The sequence below is a fragment of the Dyella acidiphila genome, assembly GCF_014863405.1.
GTDB classification, from domain to species: Bacteria; Pseudomonadota; Gammaproteobacteria; order Xanthomonadales; family Rhodanobacteraceae; genus Dyella_B; species Dyella_B acidiphila.
In genome coordinates this window covers 12,504-37,086 of the sequence record NZ_JACZZA010000002.1, presented here as the reverse complement: position 1 = coordinate 37,086, position 24,583 = coordinate 12,504, and the positions used below count along the sequence as shown (strand labels likewise).

The 24,583-nt window shown below is 63.9% G+C and carries 12 protein-coding genes; 4 read left to right on the top strand and 8 right to left on the bottom strand.

Annotated features, from left to right (window positions below; translation table 11 throughout):
• Positions 1–39 precede the first annotated feature (39 nt).
• A complete protein-coding gene (locus tag IGX34_RS04680) occupies positions 40–3,225 on the bottom strand; it encodes a multidrug efflux RND transporter permease subunit (protein ID WP_192554542.1) in 3,186 nt (1,061 codons plus the stop codon).
• A gap of 11 nt (positions 3,226–3,236) precedes the next feature.
• Positions 3,237–4,433, bottom strand: a complete 1,197-nt coding sequence (locus tag IGX34_RS04675) for an efflux RND transporter periplasmic adaptor subunit (RefSeq protein WP_192554541.1) — start codon at positions 4,431–4,433, stop codon at positions 3,237–3,239.
• 562 nt (positions 4,434–4,995) lie between these two features.
• On the opposite strand from IGX34_RS04675, the gene IGX34_RS04670 reads away from it, so the two are divergent.
• From IGX34_RS04670 to IGX34_RS04655, 4 genes are all read left to right on the top strand, one after another.
• On the top strand, positions 4,996–9,915 hold the full coding sequence (locus IGX34_RS04670; protein WP_192554540.1) for an NAD-glutamate dehydrogenase: 4,920 nt from the start codon (positions 4,996–4,998) through the stop codon (positions 9,913–9,915).
• Positions 9,916–10,114: 199 nt separating this feature from the next.
• Positions 10,115–10,876, top strand: coding sequence for an NAD kinase (locus tag IGX34_RS04665; RefSeq protein ID WP_192554539.1), 762 nt, complete (start codon positions 10,115–10,117; stop codon positions 10,874–10,876).
• Positions 10,877–10,889: 13 nt separating this feature from the next.
• Complete coding sequence (locus IGX34_RS04660; protein WP_192554538.1) at positions 10,890–11,819, top strand: 5'-nucleotidase; 930 nt, start codon at positions 10,890–10,892, stop codon at positions 11,817–11,819.
• A 106-nt stretch (positions 11,820–11,925) separates the two neighbouring features.
• Positions 11,926–12,735 carry a hypothetical protein gene (locus tag IGX34_RS04655; protein WP_192554537.1) on the top strand — a complete coding sequence of 270 codons (810 nt, stop codon included), beginning with the start codon at positions 11,926–11,928 and terminating at the stop codon, positions 12,733–12,735.
• Positions 12,736–12,750: 15 nt separating this feature from the next.
• On the opposite strand, the gene IGX34_RS04650 is transcribed toward IGX34_RS04655, so the two are convergent.
• The 6 genes from IGX34_RS04650 to IGX34_RS04625 all read right to left on the bottom strand — a co-directional run bounded on the left by IGX34_RS04650 (position 12,751) and on the right by IGX34_RS04625 (position 24,173).
• Positions 12,751–13,629 carry an aldo/keto reductase gene (locus IGX34_RS04650; protein ID WP_338015415.1) on the bottom strand — a complete coding sequence of 293 codons (879 nt, stop codon included), beginning with the start codon at positions 13,627–13,629 and terminating at the stop codon, positions 12,751–12,753.
• Between the two features lies 1 nt (position 13,630).
• Positions 13,631–15,082, bottom strand: coding sequence for an efflux transporter outer membrane subunit (locus tag IGX34_RS04645; RefSeq protein WP_225737235.1), 1,452 nt, complete (start codon positions 15,080–15,082; stop codon positions 13,631–13,633).
• A complete protein-coding gene (locus IGX34_RS04640) occupies positions 15,079–18,387 on the bottom strand; it encodes an efflux RND transporter permease subunit (protein WP_192554535.1) in 3,309 nt (1,102 codons plus the stop codon). The genes IGX34_RS04645 and IGX34_RS04640 overlap by 4 nt, the downstream gene beginning before the upstream one ends.
• Positions 18,388–18,574: 187 nt before the next feature.
• Positions 18,575–21,682, bottom strand: coding sequence for an efflux RND transporter permease subunit (locus IGX34_RS04635; protein WP_192554534.1), 3,108 nt, complete (start codon positions 21,680–21,682; stop codon positions 18,575–18,577).
• Between the two features lie 19 nt (positions 21,683–21,701).
• A complete protein-coding gene (locus IGX34_RS04630; RefSeq protein ID WP_192554533.1) occupies positions 21,702–22,961 on the bottom strand; it encodes an efflux RND transporter periplasmic adaptor subunit in 1,260 nt (419 codons plus the stop codon).
• A gap of 336 nt (positions 22,962–23,297) precedes the next feature.
• The gene (locus IGX34_RS04625) at positions 23,298–24,173 is read right to left on the bottom strand and encodes a DMT family transporter (RefSeq protein WP_192554532.1); all 876 of its coding nucleotides are present in this window, start codon (positions 24,171–24,173) and stop codon (positions 23,298–23,300) included.
• Positions 24,174–24,583: the final 410 nt, after the last annotated feature.

Here is a 24,583-nt window from a genome sequence, read left to right as displayed (position 1 = left end):
GCCGGGGCTTTTTGTTTGGCTCACATCACTCTGGTGCGATCAGTGATCGTGACGCGCCAGCTTGTGTGTTTCCTCATCGAGCTTGTCGCCCAGCATCCGGCGTACGCTCACGTAGAACACCGGAATCAGCAACAGGCCGAGGAAGGTGGCGAACAGCATGCCGCCGATCACGCCGGTACCGATTTCGTGGCGGGAGTTGGCGCCGGCGCCGGTGGAGGTCACCAGCGGCAGCACGCCGAGGATGAAGGCCATCGAGGTCATCAGGATCGGGCGCAGTCGCAGGCGGGCCGCGGTGAGCACGGCTTCGTACAGCGTCTTGCCCGAAGCCTGTTGTTCCACCGCGAATTCCACGATCAGGATCGCGTTCTTCGCGGCCAGGCCGATCACCGTCACCATGCCGATCTTGAAGTACATGTCGTTCGGGAAGCCGCGCAACATGGACAACACCACCATGCCCAGCAGGCCCAGCGGTACTACCAGCAGCACGGCCACCGGAATCGACCAGCTTTCATACAAGGCCGACAAGCACAGGAACACGATCACGATCGACAGGATCATCAGCAGCGTGGCCGAGTTGCCCGCCAGCACTTCCTGGTACGACTGACCGGTCCAGTCCGCGCCGAAGCCCTTGGGCAGGTCGGTGTCGACGATGTTCTGCAGCGTGCCCATCGCCTGGCCGGTGGAGAAGCCCTTGTTGGCATCGCCCACGATTTCGATCGCCGGATAGCCGTTGTAGCGAGTCAGCGACGGGGCGGCCATGCTCCAGTTGGAATGCACCACGCTGGACAGCGGAATCATGCTGTACGGGCCGTTGGCCGAGGTGGTGGTCGTACTGCTCGAACCGGTGCTGCTGGTGGTCAGCGAGCTGGGCGTGTAGACGTGGCTGAGCGAGTCGGTGTTCATGCGGTACGGCGCATCGGCCTGCACCATCACGCGCTTGACGCGATCTTCGAAGATGAAGTTGTTGATGTACACCGGCGCCAGCATCAGCTGGATGGCGGTATACACATCGCTTACCGACAAGCCCATCGCCTGGGCCTGCACGCGGTCCACGGTGAGGTTGTACTGCGGCGCATCCGGCAGGATGTTCGGGCGGGTGCCGAACAGGGTGGGGCTCTGCGCGGCCTTGCCGAGCAGCATGCCCATCGCCTGTGCCAGCTCCATGCGCGACTGGCCGTTACGTGCCTGCAGGTACATGTCCAGGCCGCCGAACTGGCTGAGGCCGCGGATGGTCGGCAGGTTCACCACGAAGATCTGCGCATCGCGGATGCCGTGCAGCACGCCGTTCGCCTGGCGGATGAAGTCATCCGCGGTGATCGAGCGTACGCTCCAGTCCTTGAGCTTGATGAACACCATGCCGGCGTTTTCGCTGCGGCCCACGAAGCTGAAGCCGCTGATCTGGTACATGCCTACGTAGTCGTCTTTCAGCGGACTGGCGCCCAGATGATCGCTGACTTCCTTCATCACCTGCTCGGAACGCTCCAGCGTGGCACCCGGCGGCAGGCTGACGATGGCCAGCGCGAAGCCCTGGTCTTCGTTCGGCACGAAGCCGGTCGGCAGCTTGGTGTAGAGGAAGCCGGCCAGTGCCGTGATCAGCGCAAACACGATCATCCAGCGCGGCGCATGGCGCACCGCACTGCCGATATGGCCGTGGTAGGTGTGCGTGACGCGGTCGAAGACCTTGTTGAACCAGACGTAGAAGAAGAACTTCTTGTGCTCACCGTGGGTGGGCTTGAGGATGGTGGCGCACAGCGCGGGCGTGAACGACAGCGCGAGGAAGGCGGAGAAGCCCATCGACACCGCGATGGTCAGCGCGAACTGCTTGTAGATCACGCCGGTAGCGCCAGGCTGCAGTGCAGAGGGCACGAACACCGCCGCCAGCACCACGGTAATGGCCACCACCGCGCCGGTGATCTGGCTCATCGCCTTGCGCGTGGCTTCCTTCGGCGGAAGATTTTCCTCCGACATGATGCGCTCGACGTTCTCGATCACCACGATCGCGTCGTCCACCACGATACCGATCGCCAGCACCATGCCGAACAAGGTCAGCTGGTTGATGGTGAAGCCCATCGGCGAGAGGCCGATGAAGGTACCCATCAAGGCCACCGGAATCACCAGGGTGGGGATGATGGTGGCGCGGAAGTTCTGCAGGAAGATCAGCATCACGAAGAACACGAGGATGATCGCCTCGATCAGCGTGTGCAGCACTTCCTTGATCGACACCTGCACGAACGGCGTGCTGTCGTACGGCGCGAACCAGGTGACGCCCTGCGGGAAGTCCTTCGCCAGCTCGTCCATCTTGGCGCGCACGGCCTCGGCCACGCTGAGCGCGTTCGCGCCCGGCAGCAGCTGTACGCCGAAGCCGCCCACCGGCTGGCCACTCCAGGTGGAGGTGAAACCGTAGGTCTGCGGGCCGAACTCGATGCGCGCGATGTCCTTCATGCGCACCACGGTGCCGTCGGAGTTGGCGCGCAGGATGATGTTGCCGAACTGATCAGGATTGCTGAACAGGCCTTCGGCCGACACCGTGGCGGTGAAGCTCTGGCCGTTGGGCGCCGGGTCCGAACCCAGCGAACCGGCGGCGAACTGCACGTTCTGCGCGGAAATCGCGTTCTCCACCTGGGTGGCGGACAGGCCGTAGCCCTGCATCTTGTCCGGGTTCAGCCATACGCGCATGGCGTATTCGGAACCCACCTGGAAGGTGCTGCCCACGCCGGGAATACGGCCGACCTGGTTGATCACCTGCGCACCGACGATATCGCTCAGGCGGTTGCTGTCGATCTCCGGATTGGTGGAGATCAGGCCGATGAACATCAGGAAGTCAGGGTTGGCCTTGGCCACCACCACGCCCTGCTGAGTCACTTCGGCCGGCAGCTGCGGCTGTGCCAGCGAGACCTTGTTCTGCACCTGCACCTGGGCGATGTCCGGATTGGTGCCGGTGGCAAAGCTCAGGGTGATGGTGGAGGTACCGTTGGAGTTCGAGGCCGAACTGAAATAGAGCAGGTTGTCCACGCCGGTGAGCTGTTGCTCGATCACCTTGGTGACGGTGTCTTCCATGGTCTGGGCGCTGGCGCCCGGGAAGGTGGCCGTTACCGTGACCTGCGGCGGCGCGATGTTGGGGTAGGACTCCACGCCCATGTTCAGCACCGAAATGATGCCGACCAGGGTGATGAGAATGGCGACCACCCACGCGAAAATGGGGCGGTCAATAAAGAAACTCGGCATCAGTGTTCTCCTTACTGATGGCCAGCAGCGGCAGGGGCCTGGCCAGCAGGAGCCTGCTGGTCAGGTGTCCAGGGGGTAGCTTTGGCGGGTGCGCCCGGCTTGACGACCTGGATGCCCGACACGATCACCTGGTCGCCGGCGGCAAGGCCGGTGGTGACGATCCAGTTGTTGCCAAGCATGTTGTCGGCGTTGACGCGCTTCTGCGCCACCTTGCCGTCCGCACCGACGACCAGCGCGTAGGCGCCGATCGGATCGCGCTGGATCCCAGCCTGCGGAATCAGGAACACCTTGTTGAGCTCGCCCATGTTGGCGGTGAGCGTCACGTACATGCCCGGCAGCAGGCGCTGCTGCGCATTCGGCACCACCGCGCGCAGATTGATCGCCCCGGTGTTCGGGTCGACGATCACCGCGGAGTAGTCGAGCGTGCCCTGCTGGTCGTACTTGTTGCCGCTGGGCAGGGTGATCTGCACGGTGGTCTTGTTCTGGTCGGCCAGCGATACGCTGCCGGCGTGCTGGGCGTGCTGCAGGGTGTCCAGGTCGGCCGCGCTGAGGGTGAAGTTCACATACATCGGGTCGAGCTGGTCCACCGTGGTAAGCAGGGTGGCGCTGGAGCCGCTGTCGGCGGTGCTGCTGCCCACGATGGCGCCTTCGGTCACCTGCTGCTCGCCGGCCCGGCCGGCGATCGGGGCGGTGATATTGGTGTAGCCGAGGTTGACCTGGGCGGTCTGCACATTGGCCTGGGCCTGCTTCACGGCGGCGGCCGCGGAGCGCTCGGTGGCCTCGTCGCTATCTACCTGGGCCTGCGAGATATAGCCCTTCGGCACCAGCTGGCGGTCGCGGTTGGCCACGATGTGGGCGTTGGTATAGGTCGCCTGGGCGGAGGCCAGCGAGGCCTGGGCCGCGGCCAGGGCGGCCTTGTAGGGCGCCGGGTCGATCTGGAACATCAGCTGGCCCTGCTTAACGTCGGTACCTTCGGTGTACACGCGCTTGAGCAGCAGGCCGGATACGCGTGCGCGGACGTCGCCGCTGCGGAAGGCGGACAGGCGGCCGACCAGCTCCTTGGTGAGCGGCACGTTCTGCGGCTGGGCTTCCACCACGCCTACGGTCGGCGGTGGCATCTGTGGCGGTCCTTGCTCCTTGCTGCTGCAGGCGGCAAGCGCCAGCAGGCTCAGGCACAGCACCGGTGTGCGCATTGGCGTCGACTTCATGAGAACTCCATGACTAGGCGTAATCGGGGGTGGGGCGGACAACGACAATTCGTATGCCCGGACTTAACTTTCCGGAAATTCTTACGGATAAATGCCGCTATGTCCTGTGTCGTTCGTCCCCTGACGCAAGGCATCAGCAAGACTATACCGACCAGTTTACAATTTATTCGTACAGTAAAACCAGCCCCTTGCGGCGGTGACTGATGACCCGGGTAGCCCCCCGGCCTCCCCGGGCGGGGTCCTTGTCATGCGTTGGCAGCAAATGCCAGGAAAAGTAGGCGCGAAAAAGTGGACGCGCCGCACGTTATACACCCCGCCGGTGCGCGCGGCATGACAGCGGGTCCGCGCCCCGGACCATGCCGCCACGAATGGTCGGCGGCAACGGTCTTCTTGTATGACTTAAGCGTTGTCTGACTACACGCTGATCTGATGCATGTGCAGCGTGCGCGTTGCTGCGCTGCCGATGGATTCAATGCAACGCGAAGCGTATCCTTTTAAGGCTTTCTGCTCCATTCCCACTCGTTTTCACGTCATACCCGTCTCCACTTCTTAAGTAGAAGCCATGAATGCGATCCGTGCGACCAACGACATGCCTCTTGCATCCGTCGTGCTCGAAGAGTTGAAGAAAAGCGGTTTCCCGACCAAGCGCCTTGATGAGGCGCAATTTTTTATCAGCGCCTTTTTCGCGCGCATCGTCAGTTCCGATGTCGAGTTGCACACGCCGGCCGAATGGGCCACGGTGGTCGCCGGGCTGATCGACGGCATGCAGCAGCGCAGCCCCAACCGCGCCCTGGTGCGCATCGCCGATGCCGGCCATGCGGCGCGCAGCGCGGTGGAAATCGTCAACGACGACATGCCGTTCCTGATCGACACGGTCAGCATGGTGCTGTCCGCGCACTCGCCGATCCACGCCGTGATCCATCCGGTGGTGAAGGTCAGCCGCGACGCGAACGGCGTGCTGCAGCGCATCGGCGACGAGCAGGGCCTGCCCGAGTCGGTGATGCATTTCGAAGTCGACCATATCGAGGGCGAGGCTGCCCAGACCCAGATCAAGTCGCAGATCGAAGCCGCGCTGGAAGATGTGCGCGCCGCCGTGCGCGACTGGGCGACCATGCGCGACAAGGCGCTGGCCATCGCCGACGACCTGCCCAATCGCAAGCTGCCGCTGGACGCCGCCTCGGTGCGCGAAGCTGGCGAGTTCCTGCGCTGGCTGGCGGACGAGAATTTCACCTTCCTCGGCTACCGCGAATACGAAGTGGCGCAGGCCGAAGGCGACGAAGTGCTGCGCCCGCTCGAATCCTCGGGCCTGGGCATCCTGCACGGGCATGAGCGCTCGGTGGCGCCGCGCTCGCTGCGCACCCTGGTGGCGCACGATCTGCCGCAGTCCGGCGCCTATGACGCCATCATCCTGACCAAGACCAATGCGCGCTCGCACGTGCATCGCGCCGGCAACATGGATTACGTGGGCGTGCTGAAGTTCGACGCCAACGGCAAGCCGGTGTCGGAACAGCGCTTCCTGGGCCTGTTCACCTCCAACGCCTATATGACGCGCCCGCAGGATGTGCCGCTGGTGCGCCAGCGGGTCGAGGCGGTGCTGGCTCGCTCGGGCCTGAAGCGCGACTCCTACTCGGGCAAGTCGCTGCGTCATATCCTGGAAACGCTGCCGCAGGAAGAACTGTTCCAGGCCAGCGAAGACGAACTGTTCAACACCGCCACCGGCGTGCTCGAACTGCAGCAGCGCGCCCGCGCGCGCCTGTTCGTGCGCCGCGACCGCTACGGCCGTTTTTTCACCTTCCTGGTGTTCGTGCCGCGCGAGCGTTTCAACACCAGTGTGCGCGAGCGCGTGGAAAACATGCTGCGCGAGGTATTCCACGGCGAAAGCCTGGATTCCAACGTGCTGATGGGCGAGTCCGCGCTGGCGCGCCTGCACGTCACCGTGCGCCCGCATCTGGGCGACCACCCGGTGTATGACGCGCAGGAACTGGAAACGCGCCTGGCGCATATCGTGCGCAACTGGCAGGACGGCCTGCGCGACAGCCTGATCGGCCATGCCGGCCAAGCGCAGGGCGTGGCCCTGCTCAATCGTTTCGGCAAGACGCTGCCGGCCGGCTATATCGAAGACGTATCGCCGGAAGTCGCCGCGCATGACGTGATGGCGCTGGCTACGCTCAAGAGCGACGATTCGATCCATCTGAATCTCTACGAAGATCCGCGCGACCAGAGCCTGCGCTTCAAGGTGATCCACGTCGGCGCGCCGCTGTCGCTGTCCGATGCGCTGCCGATGCTGGAGAACATGGGCGTACGCATGCTCGCCGAGCATGTCTACACGTTGGAGAGCGAAGGTCGCACGCTGACCATCCACGACTTCGAGCTGAAGCCGAAGTCGGCGCTGGCCTTCGAACTGCCGCACCTGCGCGCGCGCTTCGAGCGCAGCTTTGAAGCGCTGTGGCGCGGCCAGGCCGAGAGCGACGGCTTCAACAACCTGGTGCTGTCGGCGCAGGCCGACTGGCGCCAGGTGGCGGTGCTGCGCGGCTATTGCAAATACCTGCAGCAGGTGGGCATCGCCTTCTCGCAGAGCTACATGGAAGAAACGCTCAACCGCTATCCGGCCATCGCCGGCCTGCTGATCGAGCTGTTCAACGCCAAGTTCGATCCGCGCCGCGAGCAGCTCAGCGCGGCCGAGCTGGCGCAGGCGGGCAGCGATCTGCGCCGCGAAATGCAGGCGCTGATTCCGGCCGAGACGCAGAAGGCCAAGCCGGAGTTGATCGACAGCATCATCAACGTGCTTTCGCAATCGCGCGAGCAGCAGGTGCACGTGCTGTGGGAAGCGCTGAAGTCGCTGCTGGACGACGTCGCCAGCCTCGACGACGAGCGCATCCTGCTCAGCTTCATGAACACCATCCGCGCCACTCTGCGCACCAGCTTCTATCAGCAGTGGGATGGCGTGCACCGTCACTACATCAGCTTCAAGTTCGATTCCAAGCAGGTGCCGGACGCACCCAAGCCGGTGCCGTACCGCGAGATCTTCGTGTACTCGCCGCGCGTGGAAGGCATCCACCTGCGCTTCGGACCGGTGGCGCGCGGCGGCCTGCGCTGGTCCGATCGCCGCGAAGACTTCCGCACCGAAGTGCTGGGCCTGGTGAAGGCGCAGATGGTGAAGAACACGGTGATCGTGCCGGTCGGCTCGAAGGGCGGTTTCTTCGTCAAACATCCGCCGGTGGCCGGCGACCGCGATGCGCAGCTGGCTGAGGGCATTGCCTGCTATCGCCTGTTCATCAACGGCCTGCTCGACATCACCGACAACCTGGTCGAAGGCAAGGTGGTGCCGCCGCACGACGTAGTGCGGCATGACCAGGACGATCCGTACCTGGTGGTGGCGGCCGACAAGGGCACGGCGACTTTCTCCGATATCGCCAACGCCATTTCGATCGAACACGGCTTCTGGCTGGGCGACGCGTTTGCGTCCGGCGGTTCCAATGGCTATGACCACAAGGGCATGGGCATTACCGCCAAGGGTGCATGGGAATCGGTGAAGCGCCACTTCCGCGCGCTTGGCCGCGATTCGCAGAGCGAGGATTTCACCTGCGTCGGCATCGGTGACATGTCGGGTGACGTGTTCGGCAACGGCATGCTGTTGTCGCGGCACATCCGCTTGCTGGCCGCGTTCGACCATCGGCATGTATTCCTCGATCCGAACCCGGATACGGTCAAGTCCTTCGCCGAGCGCGAGCGCATGTTCAAGCTGCCGCGTTCGAGCTGGGAGGACTACGACAAGTCGCTGATCTCGGCTGGCGGCGGCGTGTGGCCGCGCAGCGTGAAGTCGATTCCGATTTCGCCGGAAGTGCGTGCCGCGCTGGGCCTGAAGGCCGACGTGCAGCATCTGTCGCCCAACGATCTGCTCAACGCGATCCTGAAGGCACCGGTGGACCTGCTGTGGAACGGTGGTATCGGCACCTATGTGAAGGCGGCCAGCGAAACGCATGCCGACGTGGGCGATCGCGCCAACAACGCACTGCGCATCAACGGTGCGGAACTGCGCTGCAAGGTGGTGGGCGAGGGCGGCAACCTGGGCATCACCCAGAAGGGCCGCATCGAGGCCGCGCAGCACGGCGTGCTGCTCAATACCGACTTCATCGACAACTCCGCCGGCGTGGACACCTCCGACCACGAGGTGAACATCAAGATCCTGCTCGACGACGCCGTGCAGCGCAGCGAGATCACCGTGGACGGCCGCAACCAGCAGCTGGCCGCGATGACCGACGAAGTGGGCGAACTGGTGCTGTGGGACAACTACCGCCAGAACCAGGCCATCACCGTGATGGAGCATCAGTCGGTGAAGCGCCTGGGTTCGATGGCGCACTTCATCCGCACGTTGGAAGCCGAAGGCCTGCTCGACCGCCAGGTGGAAAACCTGCCCGGCGAAGCGGAGCTGACCGAACGCAAGACGCGCGGCCAGGGCATGACGCGTCCGGAACTGTCGGTGCTGTTGTCCTACGACAAGATCCGCCTGTTCCAGCAGTTGCTGGAATCGGACGTGCCGGAAGATCCGTATTTGTCCAAGGAGCTGGTGCGCTACTTCCCGGCCCCGCTGCACGACAAGTACGCCGCGCACATGCAGCGCCATCGCCTGAAGCGCGAAATCATCGCCACCGCGGTCACCAACTCCACCATCAACCGCATGGGCGCCACCTTCATGATGCGCATGCAGGAAGACACGGGGCAGGGGCCGGCCGCTGTGGCCAAGGCCTACACCGCCGCACGTGAAATCCTCGGCGCACGCGAGCTGTGGGCGCAGATCGAGGCGCAGGACAGCAAGGTGGCCGAGAGCACGCAGATCGATGCGATCCTGCAGATCTGGTCGATGTTGCGGCATATCACGCGCTGGTTGCTCAACCGTCCGGGCGGCACGCTGGAAATCGCTGCCAATGTGGAGCGCTACCAGGCGGCCGTGGCCGAACTGAGCGCCACCGTGCCGGATGCGCTGACTCCGGCCGGCAAGGCCGACTTCGGCACCAGCCAGGAAAAATGGGAAGGCCTGGGCCTGCCCACCGAACTCGCCCTGCGCCTGGCCAAACTGCCGGAACTGCGCGCCATGCTCGACATGGTCGAAGTGGCCAAGCAGACCGGTCAGCCGATCGCCAAGGTCGCCAACGTGTTCTTCGAGCTGGGCCAGGCGCTGGACCTGGAGTGGCTGCGCGGACAGATCGAAGCCTTGCCGGTGGACGGCCACTGGCATGCGCAGGCACGCGGCTCGCTGCTGGACGAACTCAACCACCAGCACCGCGCGCTCGCCATCCAGGTGCTCGCGCTGGAGGCCAAGCCGGGCGTGCAGCCGGTGCAGGCGTGGCTGGATCGTGACGATGCCACGCTGAAGTACACGCGCAGCATGCTGTCGGAAATCCTCACGCAGAACGCCGATTACCCGATTGCATCGGTAGCGGTACGCCGCCTCGCCCAGCTGGCGCAGGTGCCCGTCGCCTAAGCCTGCAAGCCCTCTCCCCGCCGGGGAGAGGGCCGCGGTAGGTTGGGTTGGCGCAGCGTAACCCAACGATATCGCTGCGAAGACAGATCGTTGGGTTACGCTGCGCCAACCCAACCTACCCCAGCCTGCCTATCCGGGCATGGTCAGTCTTCCTGGTGTGTCGTAAGCTCGACCGCATTCCTGCATCGAGATGGACTTTATGCGTCTTGCGTTCGTCGCCAGCGAAACCAATGTCGCCCAGCAAGCGCGCCGCAAGCTCGTGGATCGCTACGGCGACGTACCTGCCACCGATGCCGAGGTGATCGTGGCGTTGGGCGGCGATGGCTTCATGCTGCGCACGCTGCACGCACATCGCGCCATCGGTGCGCCGGTCTACGGCATGAAACTGGGCCGCGTCGGCTTCCTGATGAACAAGCACAAGCTCGAGGAACTGCCCGAGCGGATCGCGCGCGCGCATGCCGCGGAATTGTTTCCGCTGGAAATGGAAACCACCGATAGCGATGGCCAGACACGCAGCGCACTTGCCTTCAATGAAGTATCGCTGCTGCGCCAGACCAATCAGGCGGCGCACCTGGAAGTAAAACTCAACGAAGACGTGAAGCTGGCCACCCTGGTCTGCGATGGCATCCTGGTTTCCACCCCGGCCGGCTCCACCGCGTACAACCTTTCGGCACACGGCCCGATCCTTCCGCTCGACGCCAATGTGCTGGCGCTGACGCCAATCAGCCCGTTCCGTCCGCGCCGCTGGCGCGGCGCGATCCTGCCGCATCGCACCCAGGTCAGTCTGCGTGTGCTCGATCCGGGCAAGCGGCCGATCAGCGCCACGGCGGATTTTCTGGAAGTACGCAACGTGCGCTCGGTGGACATCCGCCAGTCGCGCGAGCAAGGGGTGCGCCTGCTGTTCGATCCGGAGCACAACCTGGAGCAGCGCATCCTGGATGAGCAGTTCGCTGCGGATTGATATGAACCTGGCCATGAACCGTCCCGCTTCCGCCGCCCACGATCCACGCGCTGCCGCCGACAACAAGCTGGTGGTGGCGATTTCCTCGCGCGCCCTGTTCGACCTGGGCGACAGCCACAACCTGTTCGAGCGCGACGGGCTGGATGCGTACCGCGCCTTCCAGATCGAACACGAAGATGAAATCCTGCAGCCCGGCGTCGCTTTTCCACTGGTGCAGAAGCTGCTGGGCCTGAACAAGCTGGCTGGCGATGTGCCGCCGGTGGAAGTGATTCTGCTCTCGCGCAATTCCGGCGATACGGGCCTGCGCATCTTCAACGCCATCCAGCATTACGGCCTGGAAATCAGCCGGGCGGCATTCACCAGCGGCGCGCCGACCTCCGACTACATCGCGCCGTTCAAGGCCGACCTGTTTCTGTCGGCGAATGCGGAGGACGTCGGCCGTGCGCTGAAAGCCGGCGTGGCCGCCGCCACCATTCTTCCTTCGGTGGCGCCGCCGCGTGCAAGCGAGCAGTTGCGGATCGCTTTCGACGGCGATGCGGTGATTTTTGGCGACGAGGGCGAACGCGTGTCGCGCGAAGAAGGCCTGGAAGCATTCCATCGCAGTGAAACCGAGCTCGCCGACGAACCGCTGTCGGTGGGGCCGTTCCGTGGTTTTCTTACTGCGGTGCATCGTCTGCAGGCAGCCTTTCCCGCGGAAAACTCACCCATCCGCACCGCGCTGGTCACGGCACGTTCGGCGCCTGCGCATAAGCGCGTGATTCTTACCCTGCGCCGCTGGGGTGTGCGTATCGACGAAGCCTTGTTTCTGGGCGGCCGCGACAAGGGGCCGTTCCTGGATGCCTTCGGCGCCGATATTTTCTTCGACGACTCGCCGGCCAATGTGGAGTCGGCGCGCAAGCATGTGGCTACCGGGCACGTGCCGCATGGCGTCAGCAACGGTTGATTGGCAGCGCAAATAGTTGCGTTGTCCGCACGCTTGCAGTGGTGTAGGCGAGATGCGCTAGCATCGGTGCGTGGTGTCGCCGACACCTTCGCACAGGGGAACTGCGATGAAATCATGGGTGGCATTACTGGCCGCAGTGGCGCTTGCGTTCGCTTCGACTTCGCTGCTGGCTACGCCGAACCAGCCGCTGCAGAGCATTCTTTCGAGCTTGCAAGCCAACGCAACACCGGACCAGTATCGGCTGTTTGCCGATGCCATCCAGGCATCGCCCGCATTGACCGCGCAATTGAACGAACTGGCTGCCTCCGGTGAGTTGACGGCCATCAAGGTGGGCGAAGCGACGACGTTGCCGCCGTCAGGCGGGCCGTTCGGCGGCTATGTCAGCGGCACGATCTGGGCTTTCACGCCTGCGTTTGTCCAGCAACAGGCGAAAACGCGCTACTACGATGTGGTGATGCCCGGCGATCTGCTCGGCAACAACATGGTATTTGCGCTGGGCGAACTTGCTTATCGGACCAAGTCAGCGCCGGCGATCGCTGCGGGGGAGCAGGCATTGAAGGCGCAGATTGCGCAAAGCATCGCCGCGGCGAGGCAGGCCGGCCAGCCTTTCAATGCCACCTCGTTCCTGCAGCAGCATCTGGCATTGGAGTTGAGCAATACGGCCTTGGGTTTTATCCAGGGCTGGAACGACATGCTTGACGCTGCCGTGCAGGAAAACGGCGGCAACGCGTTGACCCTACGGCAGACCGTCAGCCTCAGCATGAATTTTCGCTATCGCGGCGTGTTCATCCGGGCACTGCGCGCACCCGATCACAAATTGAATTACGACAACAACGGCCGCATCGAGCCGAACGATGCGAATCGCGACGCGCTTTTCCATGCGCTGACCACCATGCCGGTCTACGATCTCCAGTAAGCGTGCGAGCGTGCCTCAGGGCACGCCGTGCCCTTTGCCGGCCACCCAGATCGCATACCAGTCTTCGTTGTCGAGCTGCACATTCAAGGCCGCTATCGCATCGCGCAGACCATCGATGCGACCGGTGCCGGTAATCACATACGGCCGCGAGGGATGGCGCAGCGCCCAGGCGAAGGCGAGCGTGGTGAGGCTGATGCCGTGGCGTTCGGCAATGGCGGACATCTCCGCACGTACCCGCACGGCCTGTTCGTCGTCGCCGGTAAACAGGCGGGCGCCGCCGAGCGGCGACCAGATCATCGGGCGCAGACCGAGTTGCTGGGCCTGGTCCAGCGTGCCGTCATCCAGTGCGCCCAGTTGCAGCGGCGACAGTTCGACCTGGTTGGTCAGCAGCGGATGCTGCTGGTGCAACAGCGCAAACTGGCTGGTGCTGTGATTGGAAACGCCCCAGTGCGCCACCTTGCCTTCGCGGGTGAGCGTAGCGAAGGTTTCCGCCAGCGCTGCCGCATCCATCAGGTAATCGGGGCGGTGGATAAGCACCAGGTCGAGCTGCTCGGTATTGAGCTTGCGCAGCGATTGCTCGACCTGGGCGCGGATATAGCCGGCGCGGGTGTCGTAGTAGTTAATGCGGTAGGGCAGTTCGGCGGAGCGCAGGCGGATCCCGCATTTGCTCACCAACTGCATGCGATGGCGCAGCGCCGGTGCGAGCTTCAGCGCTTCGCCGAACAGACTTTCGGCACGGTAGTCGCCGTAGATGTCGGCGTGATCGAACGAGCTGATGCCCAGCTCCAGCGCCTGTTCGATCCAGCTGACGCGCTGCTGCGCATCCAGCGGCCATGCCACGCTGCGCCAGAGGCCGGCGACGATCGGCGAGAGTTCCAGCATGTCTGCGCTCACTTCAGCGCGCCTTGCTGGCGTGCTTGGCATCGCCGAGCTGGTCGGCCGACCAGCCGCCGCCCAGATCGCCGATCAGCGAGACGGTGTCGAGCAGGCGCTGCTGCCTGACGCCGAGCGCGGTTTGTTCGGTGCTCAGCTGGGTGACCTGCGCGGTGGCGGCGGTGGTGTAATCCACCGTGCCGGCCTGGTATTCGTTGACCGCGATCTGTGCGCCCTGGGTGGCATCTTTCACCGCGCCATCCAGTACCTCGGCTTGCTGGGACAGGATGCGCAGGCCGGAAAGGTCGTCCTCGACATTCTGGAATGCCGTAAGCACGGTGCCGCGATAATTGGCCACGGACGCTTCGTACGCCGACTTGGCGGCAGTGACTTCGCCATGGCGCGCGCCGAAATCGAACACGGTTTCATCTACATCGGCACCCACCGACCACACGTGATTGGCCAGATGCAGCAGGCCGGCCAGCGGCGATTGCGAGAAGCCATCCGCGGCCGACAGCGAGACACTCGGGTAGTACGCGGCAATCGCCACGCCGACTGCCGCGTTCTGCGCGGCCATCTGGCGTTCGGCCACGGCGATATCCGGGCGCCGCTCCAGCAAGGTCGACGGCACGCCCACCGGCACATCCGGCAGCACGGGCAGGGTGCCGTTGTGTGCGATATCGAGCTCTTCCGGATTTTTGCCGACCAGCACGGCGATCGCATGCACGTATTGGGCACGTGCCACGCCCAGCGCGATCAGGCTGGATTTGGCGTTTTCCAGCTGTGTGCGCGCGCTGATCACATCCGATGGTGCGGTGGTGCCGGCGGTGCCCTGGTTGCTGACCACGCGCAGGAACTCGGTATAGGCATCGACGGTTTTCTGCAGCAGGTCGATATTGGCGTCAGTGACGCGCAACTCGATCACCGCAGTCGCCAGTGCGGTCTGTTCGGATAGCGTGGCATTGGCCAGCGTGGCCTGGCTGGCCTCGGCGGTGGCCTTGTTTTCTTCGATGGTGCGGCGGACCTTGCCCCACAGATCCGGTGCCCAGCTGATATTGCCTTCGACCGAACCGGAAGTGCTGATCGGGTGGAAGTTCGAATTGAGGCTGGACGAGCCGCTGCTCGTGCGCGATTTGCTACCCGAGCCGGTCACGCCAATAGTGGGAAACAGCGACGCGCGCGCCACCGTTACTTCGGCCAGGGCTTCCTGGTAGTTGGCATAGGCCTGGCGCACGGTCTGGTTGGAGACCGATACCTGCGGCTCCAGCTGGTCGAGCAGCGGATCGTTGAAGCCGCTCCACCAGTCGCCCTTGGGCGTTGCATCCGACGGCGCGGCCTGGGTCCAGCCGGGCAGTTCCTTGTATTGCGCGGCCACCGGCGCTTGCGGACGGTGATAGTCGGGACCGACCATGCAGCCGCCCAGCAGCAATGCCAGCGATACGGCCAATGCGGTATGTGGGATCTTCATAGTCATGCGCTCGCGTTCGATCTGTTCCACGGCAGGGTGGCGGACCATCTGGCCAGGCGGGCGCGCAGACGGTCGAGGAAAAGGTAGATCACCGGGGTCGTGTACAGGGTAAAGACCTGGCTGAGGATCAGGCCGCCCATCACCGTAATGCCCAATGGCTGGCGCAGCGATGCACCCTGGCCGATACCCACCGCCAGCGGTACCGCGCCGAGCACCGCCGCGGCGGTGGTCATCATGATCGGGCGCAGACGCATCACCGCCGCGTCGTGGATGGCCTTGGTCGGCTCGTAGCCTTCATCGCGCTGCAGGTGGATGGCCACGTCGATCATCATGATCGCGTTCTTCTTCACGATACCGATCAGCAGAATGATGCCGATCATCGCGATCACCGAGAACGGCGTGCCGAAGATCAGCAGCGCCAGCGTCGCGCCGATGCCGGCGGAGGGCAGGGTGGACAGAATGGTGATCGGATGCACCGTGTTTTCGTACAGCACGCCCAGCACGATATACACCGCCGTCAACGCGGCCAGGATCAGCAGCGGCATGCTCGACATCGATTGCGAATACACCTGCGCAGCACCGGCGGTGGCGCCGTGGATCGAGGCCGGCATGCCCATGTCGCGCATGGCCTGGTTGATCGCCGTAATCGCCTTGCTCAGCGAACCGCCCGGCGGCAGGTTGAACGAAATGGTGATGGCGACCAGGCCGTCCTGGTGGTTGACCTGGGTTGCGGTGTGGTTGTTGGTGTAGCTGAGCATGGCCGGGAACGGCACCAGCGTTTCCGCCGAGGTGCTGTCTGCGCTGCCGCTGGAGGTACCGCCCCTGGAGTTGGAGATGGCATTGGTCAGCTGGTTGGCCTGGGCGTTCGCATTGAGCGAATTGGTGCCGGCTTCGCCGCTGCTCGATGCGGTGACCGCCGAATAGGCCGTGATGCCCGACACCGTGCTGCCCGGCGCCTGCGTCTGCTGGGTGCCGGTGGGATTGCCCGCAGCGGTACTGAAGAACACGTTGTTCAGCGTCTCCGGGTACTGCCAGTACTGCGGCGCCACTTCCATCACCACGAAGTACTGGTTGAGCTGGTTGTAGACGGTGGACACCGTGCGCTGGCCGAAGGCGTCGTACAGCACCGAGTCGATCTGGTTGGGTGCGAAGCCGTAGCGCGCCATGGCGGTGCGGTCGAAATTGACGAAGGTCTGCAGGCCGTTCTGCTGCAAGTCGGAGTTCACATCCTGCAGCTGGTCGCGATACTTGCCCAGCTCGGTCACCAGCTTCGGCACCCAGGTATACATGGCGCTGGGGTCGTCGCTGGTCAGCGTGTACTGGTATTCGGCGGCGGACTGGCGTCCGCCGATATGCAGATCCTGTGCAGCTTGCAGGTACAGCTTGGCGCCGGACACCGCATTGAGCTTGGGACGCAGGCGTTCCACCACTTCGTCGGCCGAGAGCTTGCGTTCGGCCAGCGGCTTCAGTTCCACGAAGATGTTGGCGGAATTGAGCGCACGGCCGCCGGTAAAGCCGGCCACCGAGGCCACCGCGGGATCTTTCTGCACAATCGATTGCAGCTGCGCCAGCTTCTCTTCCATCGCCTGGAAGGAAATGCTCTGGTCGGCCAGGATCTGCCCGATCAGGATGCCGTTGTCCTGCTCCGGGAAGAACGTGGACGGCAACAGCCGCACCATGAATATATTCAGCACGATCAGGCCGATCAGCATCAGGCCGATCATCAGCGCGTTGTCGAGCACCGCGCTGAGCGAGCGCGAATAGGCATTCTTGAAGCGGGTGAACTGCTTTTCGTACCACACCGCCCAGCGCGCCTTCGAATGCATATCCGCGCCGGAACGCAGCAAGTAGGCGGCCATGGTCGGGGTAACTGTCAGCGAGATCAGCAGCGACAGCAGGATCGCAATCGACAAGGTCACCGCAAACTCGTGGAACAGCAAGCCAATGATGCCCGGCATCAGCAGGATCGGCGTGAATACCGCGATCAGCGAAATGCTCATCGAGATCACGGTAAAGCCCACTTCGCCGCTGCCCTTGAGCGCCGCCTCGCGCACGTCCATGCCCGACTCGACATGCCGCACGATGTTTTCCAGCACCACCACCGCATCGTCGACCACGAAGCCGGTGCCGATGGTCAGCGCCATCAGCGACAGGTTGTCCAGGCTGTAGCCCAGCAGATACATCGGTCCGAAGGTGCCCACGATCGACAGCGGCAACGCCACCATCGGAATCAGGATCGCGCGCGGCGACTGCAGAAACACATAGACCACGCCGATCACCAGCAACACGGCGATAAACAGCGAGCGTTCGGTATCGCCCACCGCCGCGTTCACCGACTGCGAACGGTCCAGCGCAATGCCGATATGCACATTGCGCGGCAGCGTCGCCTCGATCGACGGCAGCACGCTGCGGATCTGCGCCACGGTGTTGACGATATTGCCGCCCGGTAGCGGATACACGATCACCAGCACCGCCGGCTGACCGTTGTACAAGCCCATGTTGCGGAGGTTTTCCGCCGAGTCCTGCACATCGGCCACATCGCGCAACAGCACCGGCGAGCCTTTGCGATAGGCGATCAGCAGGTCGCGGTACGGCGCGGCCTTGCTGATCTGGTCATTGGAGGTGACTTCGTAGCGCTGGCCGTCCTGGTCGATATGACCCTTGGCGCTGTCGGCATTGGCCGCGCCGATCGCCGCGCGTACGTCTTCCAGGCCGATGCCATAGCTGTTGAGCTTGTTCGGCTCCAGCTCCACGCGTACCGAGGGCAGGGCACTGCCGCCCAGGGTGATCTGGCCTACGCCATCGACTTGCGAGAGCTGCTGCTGGATCACCGAGTCGGCGGAGTCGTACAACTGCGCACGGGTCAGCGTCTTGGAGGTCAGCGCCAACACCATGATCGGCGAATCGGCCGGGTTGTACTCGCGATAGGTGGGGTTGTTGCGCAAGGTGGTAGGCAGGTCGGCGCGTGCCGCCTGCATGGCGGCCTGCACGTCGCGCGCGGCGCCGTTGATATCGCGGTTCAGCGCAAACTGGATAACGATACGCGCAGAACCGACCGTGCTGGTCGAGGTGAGTTCGGTGACGCCGGAGATCGCGCCGAGGCGTTTTTCCAGCGGCTCGGCCACGGTGGACGCCATGATGTCCGGACTGGCGCCGGCCATGCTGGCCTGCACCACCACCACCGGATAGGTGACGTTGGGCAGCGGTGCGACCGGCAGGTGGAAATACGCCAGCAGGCCCGAGAGCAGGATGGCGAATGCCAGCAGCGTGGTTGCTACCGGTCGGCGAATAAACAGCGACGAGATATTCATGCGCGATCACCACACTCGCGCGATCCGTTCCCTCTCCCCTGCGGAGAGAGGGTTGAGGTGAGGGGAGCACGCTCGCGGTGATCTCGATGAAAGCCACGCGCTGAATACGCATCTGCGCGAGGCTGGCCCCTCACCCCAGCCCTCTCTCCGCAAGGGAGCGGGCGCAGACCGCGCTGCGCTGCAAACATCATGGCGCGCTATCTCCAGCCGCCAGCGACGGCTTGCGCTGGAAGCGCTGCGCCAGCCGATCGAAGAACAGATAGATCACCGGCGTGGTGAACAGCGTCAGCACTTGGCTCAAGGTAAGGCCGCCGATGATCGCCAGGCCCAGCGGCCGGCGCAGTTCCGACCCGGTGCCGGTGCCGAGCAGCATCGGCAGCGCGCCGAGCATCGCCGCCAGCGTAGTCATCAGAATCGGGCGGAAACGCAGCAGCGAGGCTTCGAAGATCGCCTTCGCGGGCGGCTTGCCGTGATCGCGTTCGGCTTCGAGCGCAAAGTCCACGATCATGATCGCGTTCTTCTTCACGATGCCGATCAGCAGCACGATGCCGATGATGCCGATCACATCCAGATCGGAACCGGCCACCATCAGCGCCACCAGCGCGCCGATACCGGCCGAAGGCAGGGTGGAGAGAATCGTTACCGGGTGGATGAAGCTCTCGTACAGCACGCCCAGCACGATATACACCGCCACCAGTGCGGCAATCAGCAGATACACCTCGCTGGACAGCGAATCCTGGAATGCCTGCGCGGCGCCCTGGAAGGAGGAGGTGATCGACGGCGGCATCTTCACCGCTTTTTCGGCCTGGTTGACTTCTTCCACCGCCTTGCTCAGCGACGCATCCTGGGCCAGGTTGAACGACACCGTCACCGCCGGGAACTGCGCCAGGTGGCTGATCACCAGCGGCGACTTGGTCACCTGGATCTTGGCGATCGCGCTCAGCGGCACCTGGCCGCTGCTGCTGGTCTGGCTGGGCAAGTACAGCTCGCCCAGCGACTGCAGCGTCGGCAGTTTTTCCGGCTTGGCCACCAGGATCACGCGGTACTGGCTGGACTGATCGAAGATGGTCGACACGATGCGCTGGCCGAGTGCGTCGTACAGCGCATTGTCGATGGTGGCCGCAGTAATGCCGAAGCGTGCCGCCAGCTGGCGGTTCACTTCCACGTTGACGCTCAGGCCATCGTTGTTCAAGTCGCTGGTGACATCGCGGATCGACTTGATCTGCTTCATCTTGTCGATCAGCGCCGGCACGTATTTGTCGAATTCCTGCTGGCTCGGGCCACGCAGCACGAACTGGTACTGGTTGGGCGAGACGGTGGTATCCAGCGTGAGGTCCTGCTCCGGCTGCAGATACAGCTTGATGCCGGGAATATTCGCCACTTCATCTTGAATGCGGCGGGCGATTTCCTCGGCGGTTTCCGAGCGGTCGTCGCGCGGCTGCAGGTTGATCAGGAAGCGGCCGTTGTTGAGCGTGGTGTTGGTGCCGTCGATGCCCACGTAGGAGGTGAGATTGACTACATTCTTGTCTTTGAGGATCGCCTCGGCCAGCTGCGCCTGCCGGTCGACCATGGTGCTGTAGGACACCGAGTTGTCGGCAATGCTGATGCCCTGGATCACGCCCACGTCCTGCACCGGGAACAGGCCCTTGGGAATCAGCACGTACAGCAGCACGGTGATCGCCATGGTGATCACGAACACCACCAGGGTGGCGCGCTGGTGCTTCATCACCACGCGCAGGCCGCGCTCATAGGCGGCCAGGGTCTTGTCGAACAGGCCTTCGCTGATGCGCTCGAAGCGACTGGGATGACGCTCCGATTCGGCGCGCAGAATGCGCGCGCACAGCATCGGCACCAGGGTCAGCGAGACCACGCCGGACAACACGATGGTCACCGCCAGGGTCACCGCGAATTCGCTGAACAGGCGACCGATCACGCCGCCCATGAACAGCAGCGGGATCAGCACGGCAATCAGCGACACGGTCAGCGACAGAATGGTGAAGCCGATCTGGCCGGCGCCGATCAGCGCGGCATTCAGCGGCGTCTCGCCTTCTTCCAGGTAGCGCACGATGTTCTCGATCATCACGATCGAGTCGTCCACCACGAAGCCGGTGGCGATGATCAGCGCCATCAGCGAGAGATTGTCGATCGAGTAATTGAGCTGGTACATCACCGCCAGCGTGCCGATCAGCGACACCGGCACGGAAATGCTGGGGATGATGGTGGCCGGCAGGTTGCGCAGGAACACGAAGATCACCAGCACCACCAGCACCACCGCCAGCACCAGCTCGAACGCCGCGTCCGACACCGAGGAGCGGATCACGCCGGTGCTGTCCGACACCACCTGCACCTTCATGCCGGCGGGCAGGGTCGATTCCAGCTGCGGCAACTCGGCCTTGATCTGGTCGACGGTGGCAATCACGTTCGCGCCCGGCTGGCGCTGCACGTTCAACACGATCGCCGGCGTCTTGTTGTACCAGGCGCCTTGCTCGGTGTTCTGTGCGGCCTGGGTGACACGCGCGACGTCGCGCAGAAACACCGGCGCGCCGTTCTGATAGGAGACGACCGTGTTGAGGTAATCGGTCGGATCCTGGATCTGGTCGTTGCCGTTGATGGTGTAGTCGAGCTTGGGCCCGTCGAAGTTGCCCTTGGGCTGGCTGACGTTGACGTTGGAAATCAGCGAGCGCAGGTCGTCGATGTTCAGGCCATAGGCGGCCAGCTTCTGCGGATCGGCTTCCACCCGCACTGCCGGCACATTGCCGCCGGCCGGGGTCACCAGACCCACGCCGGGCACTTCGGAAATCTTGGTGCCGAGGCGGTTGTTGGCGATGTCCTGCAGCTGCGGCAGCGACATCGAGTTGGAAGTTACCGCCAGCGTCATGATCGGCTGGTCGGCCGGATTCACCTTCGCATACGTGGGCGGCGCGGGCAGGCCGCTGGGCAGCAGGCTGTTGGCGGCGTTGATCGCCTCCTGCACGTTCTGCTCGGCCACATCCAGATTGAGCGCGAGATTGAACTGCAGGGTGATGACCGAGGCGCCAGCCGAGCTGCTCGAGGTCATCTGCTGCAGGCCGGGGATTTCGCCCAGCTGCACTTCCAGCGGCGCGGTGACGGTGGTAGCCATCACCGAGGGGCTGGCGCCCGGATAGAAGGTCTGCACCTGGATCGTCGGGTAATCGACGTCGGGCAGCGAGGACACCGGCAGAAAGCGCATCGCGACCAGGCCCACCAACACAAGGGCGATCATCAGCAGCGATGTGGCTACCGGCCTGAGTACGAACAGGCGGGAAATATTCATCGGAGCGCGCGCCTGCCGCTTACGAAGCCGAGGAGGCGGAGTCGGATGACTGCTTCCGCTTGCCGCCGTGATGCGTCGCCGCTGGCGCAGACGATGACGTGGCCGGCTCGTCGCCCTGTGCGGCACCCTTGGCCTGCGCAATCTTGATCTTGGCGCCGTCGTTCAAGCGGTCCATGCCATCGGTGACCACGGTCTGGCCGGCCGACAGGCCCGCCAGGATCACCGTGCTCTTGCCGTCGCTGGGACCGATGCTGACCTTGTGCACCGAGACGGTGTCGTCGCTGTTGACCAGATAGACGTAGTCGCCGGGCGCGCCGCTCTGCACGGCGGGCGTCGGCACCAGCACCGCCTGCTGCAGCGTATCCACCAGCAGGCGCACATTGACGAATTCGTTCGGATACAGCGACTCGTCGTCATTGGGGAAGGTGGCGCGCAGCGTGACCGTGCCGGTGCTGGTCGCCATCTGGTTGCTGATCGCATACAGCGTGCCGGTGGCCAGCTGCTTGCTGTTGTCGCTGCTGTACAGCGTCACCGCCAGCTTGGCGCCTGAGTTGGAGCGCTGCAGCACCTGGGCGAGCGAATTCTGCGGCACGGTGAATTCCACCGTGGTCGGCTTCATCGAGGTGATCACGGCGATGCCGGGCGAGCTGGACGCGGTGACGTAGTTGCCCGGGTCGACCAGGCGCAGGCCGATGCGGCCATCCACCGGTGCGGTGATATGGCAATACGCCAGATCCAGATCGTCCTGGGCGATCGCGGCCTGATCGGCCTTCACCGCCGCTTCGTCCTGCTGGACCAGGAAGGTCTGGTCGATATAGGTCTGCTCGGCGATCGACTTCTGCTGATGCAGCTGCTCGTAGCGTGCCAGGTCGGCACGGGCCTGGCCCAGGCTGGCCTGGTCCTTGGCCAGCTGCGCCTGCGCCTGCTGCTTGTTGATCTGGTATTGGCGCGGATCGATCTGGGCCAGGAACTGGCCCTTCTTCACATCCTGGCCTTCCTGGTAGCCCACGTCGGTGAGATAGCCGCTGAGCTGCGGAAGCACCGTGACGGTGGCCATCGGCGTGACCGTGCCCAATTCGTTCAGGATCACCGGCATGCTGCCCAGTTGCGCGTTGGACGCGCTGACCACCTGCGGCGGATTGCCATTGCGCGCAGGCTTGGCACCGAAAATCAGATGGAAGGCAATCAGCAGGATGACCGCCACCACAATCACAACGGCGATCCAAGTGCCGCGCTTCTTGCGAAAGTGGCCGGCTGCTCGCTGGGTGTCGGCACTCATAACCATCTCCAGATGTCCGCTCCAGCAGGGGGCAGGAGCGCTTTCAGTTGTAACCATGCCGCTGCAAGCGGTCGACGGGCCGTCAGCACGACGGTCAACGTCGTGTGAAACGTCCGATGGTCCATGTGGTTGACACAATCCCGATTATTCCCGTGCATCCTTAGCACCACATTCGCTGGCGCATGCACACGGATTTTCAATCGGGCAACCACTGATTCTGGTAGCTTCGGCGCCATGCCTGCACTGCGAATAGGCATATTGCAAATGAAGCTGTTATATGGCTGTTCCTGCCAGTATCGCTGAGTTTTCCGCGCGCGCCGTCAACGATCTGTCACATCACACCATCTTGGCCCGCTTCCACCAGCGCGTCACCTTCTCCTCGCGCACCAGGGTGAACAGGCCCGCGCCGAGAATCAGCACGATGCCGATCAGCATCGGCCAGTCCAGCGTGTCGCCGAACAGCCAATAGCCGAAGCCGATCGCCCACAGCATCTGGCTGTATTGCGTGGGCGCGACGCGATTGGCCGGGGCGATCAAGGTGGCATACATCAGCAGTACGCCGGCGAGTGCCGCAAGCAGGCCGTAGCCGGCCAGCAATTCCCATTGATGCCAGTTCGGCCATGCAAAATGCGGAATCATCAGCAGGCCGCCGACAATCAGCGGGCCGGCCACGCCGGCGCCATACAGGCTGATGCGTTTTTCGTGCGGACCGGCCACGCGCAAGGCGACCACCGAACAGGCCGCAAAGAAACCGCAGACCAGGCCGGCGATATCGCCTACGCCCAAGGCACGGAAGCCGGGACGCAGCACCACCAGCACGCCGGCAAAGCCGACGAACACCGCCAGCCAGCGGCGCCAGCCCACATGCTCCTTCAGGAACAGCACAGACAGGATGGTCACGAAGATCGGCATCAGGAAGATCATCGTGAACACCTCGGCCATCGGCAGCAGGGTGAAGGCGATGACCGAGGTGATATTGCCCATGGCGCCGGCAATGGCGCGCACCCACCACAGCGATGGCTTGCGTGCGATCACCACGTCCTTCCAGCTGTCTCCCCTGCGCATGATGAAGGGCAGCGCCCACAGCCCGAACAGTGCGCCAAAGAACACCGATTCATAAGGCGGGATGGAGCCGTGCAGCGATTTGACGAAGGCGTCGCTGATCGCATAAGCCGCGAAGGAAGCAAAGCCGAGGAGCACGCCCTTGATCATGCGGATTCCGGTAGTAGTGCGTTTTTTAAGGGGAATGGGGCGGCTTGCGTCGACAACGGGACGGCCGTCCGGGGGAATATCGACAGCATACTGTGACGGGGAAGAATGACAACGTCATGAGAGCGCTGCGGGATGGCTATGGAGCGGGCTTTTGCCGGGTGGAGCCAGGGCATGGCGGCTAGCCGAAAAGTGCCGCAGGCAGGCGGTGCCGGGTCTGGGTTCGATGTCATTCCGACTTAGGCCGGAATCAGTGCTTCGCATTGGCGATGGACTCCTCGCTCCTCAAGGCCGGACACGCCCGTCTACGCTCTCCGCGAGGCGGCCCGATGTTAGCGACGACATCAACCGGCGAACCTCGCTGCCGAACTGACCGACAGCATCGTTATTCCCCGCAAATGCCACGCTGCGGA

Excerpts from the sequence above, each read along its gene's own strand:
- IGX34_RS04680 (WP_192554542.1), bottom strand. The coding sequence starts at position 3,225 with ATGCCGAGTTTCTTTATTGACCGCCCCATTTTCGCGTGGGTGGTCGCC.
- IGX34_RS04675 (WP_192554541.1), bottom strand. The coding sequence starts at position 4,433 with ATGAAGTCGACGCCAATGCGCACACCGGTGCTGTGCCTGAGCCTGCTG.
- IGX34_RS04670 (WP_192554540.1), top strand. The coding sequence starts at position 4,996 with ATGAATGCGATCCGTGCGACCAACGACATGCCTCTTGCATCCGTCGTG.
- IGX34_RS04665 (WP_192554539.1), top strand. The coding sequence starts at position 10,115 with ATGCGTCTTGCGTTCGTCGCCAGCGAAACCAATGTCGCCCAGCAAGCG.
- IGX34_RS04660 (WP_192554538.1), top strand. The coding sequence starts at position 10,890 with ATGAACCGTCCCGCTTCCGCCGCCCACGATCCACGCGCTGCCGCCGAC.
- IGX34_RS04655 (WP_192554537.1), top strand. The coding sequence starts at position 11,926 with ATGAAATCATGGGTGGCATTACTGGCCGCAGTGGCGCTTGCGTTCGCT.
- IGX34_RS04645 (WP_225737235.1), bottom strand. The coding sequence starts at position 15,082 with ATGACTATGAAGATCCCACATACCGCATTGGCCGTATCGCTGGCATTG.
- IGX34_RS04640 (WP_192554535.1), bottom strand. The coding sequence starts at position 18,387 with ATGAATATCTCGTCGCTGTTTATTCGCCGACCGGTAGCAACCACGCTG.
- IGX34_RS04635 (WP_192554534.1), bottom strand. The coding sequence starts at position 21,682 with ATGAATATTTCCCGCCTGTTCGTACTCAGGCCGGTAGCCACATCGCTG.
- IGX34_RS04630 (WP_192554533.1), bottom strand. The coding sequence starts at position 22,961 with ATGAGTGCCGACACCCAGCGAGCAGCCGGCCACTTTCGCAAGAAGCGC.
- IGX34_RS04625 (WP_192554532.1), bottom strand. The coding sequence starts at position 24,173 with ATGATCAAGGGCGTGCTCCTCGGCTTTGCTTCCTTCGCGGCTTATGCG.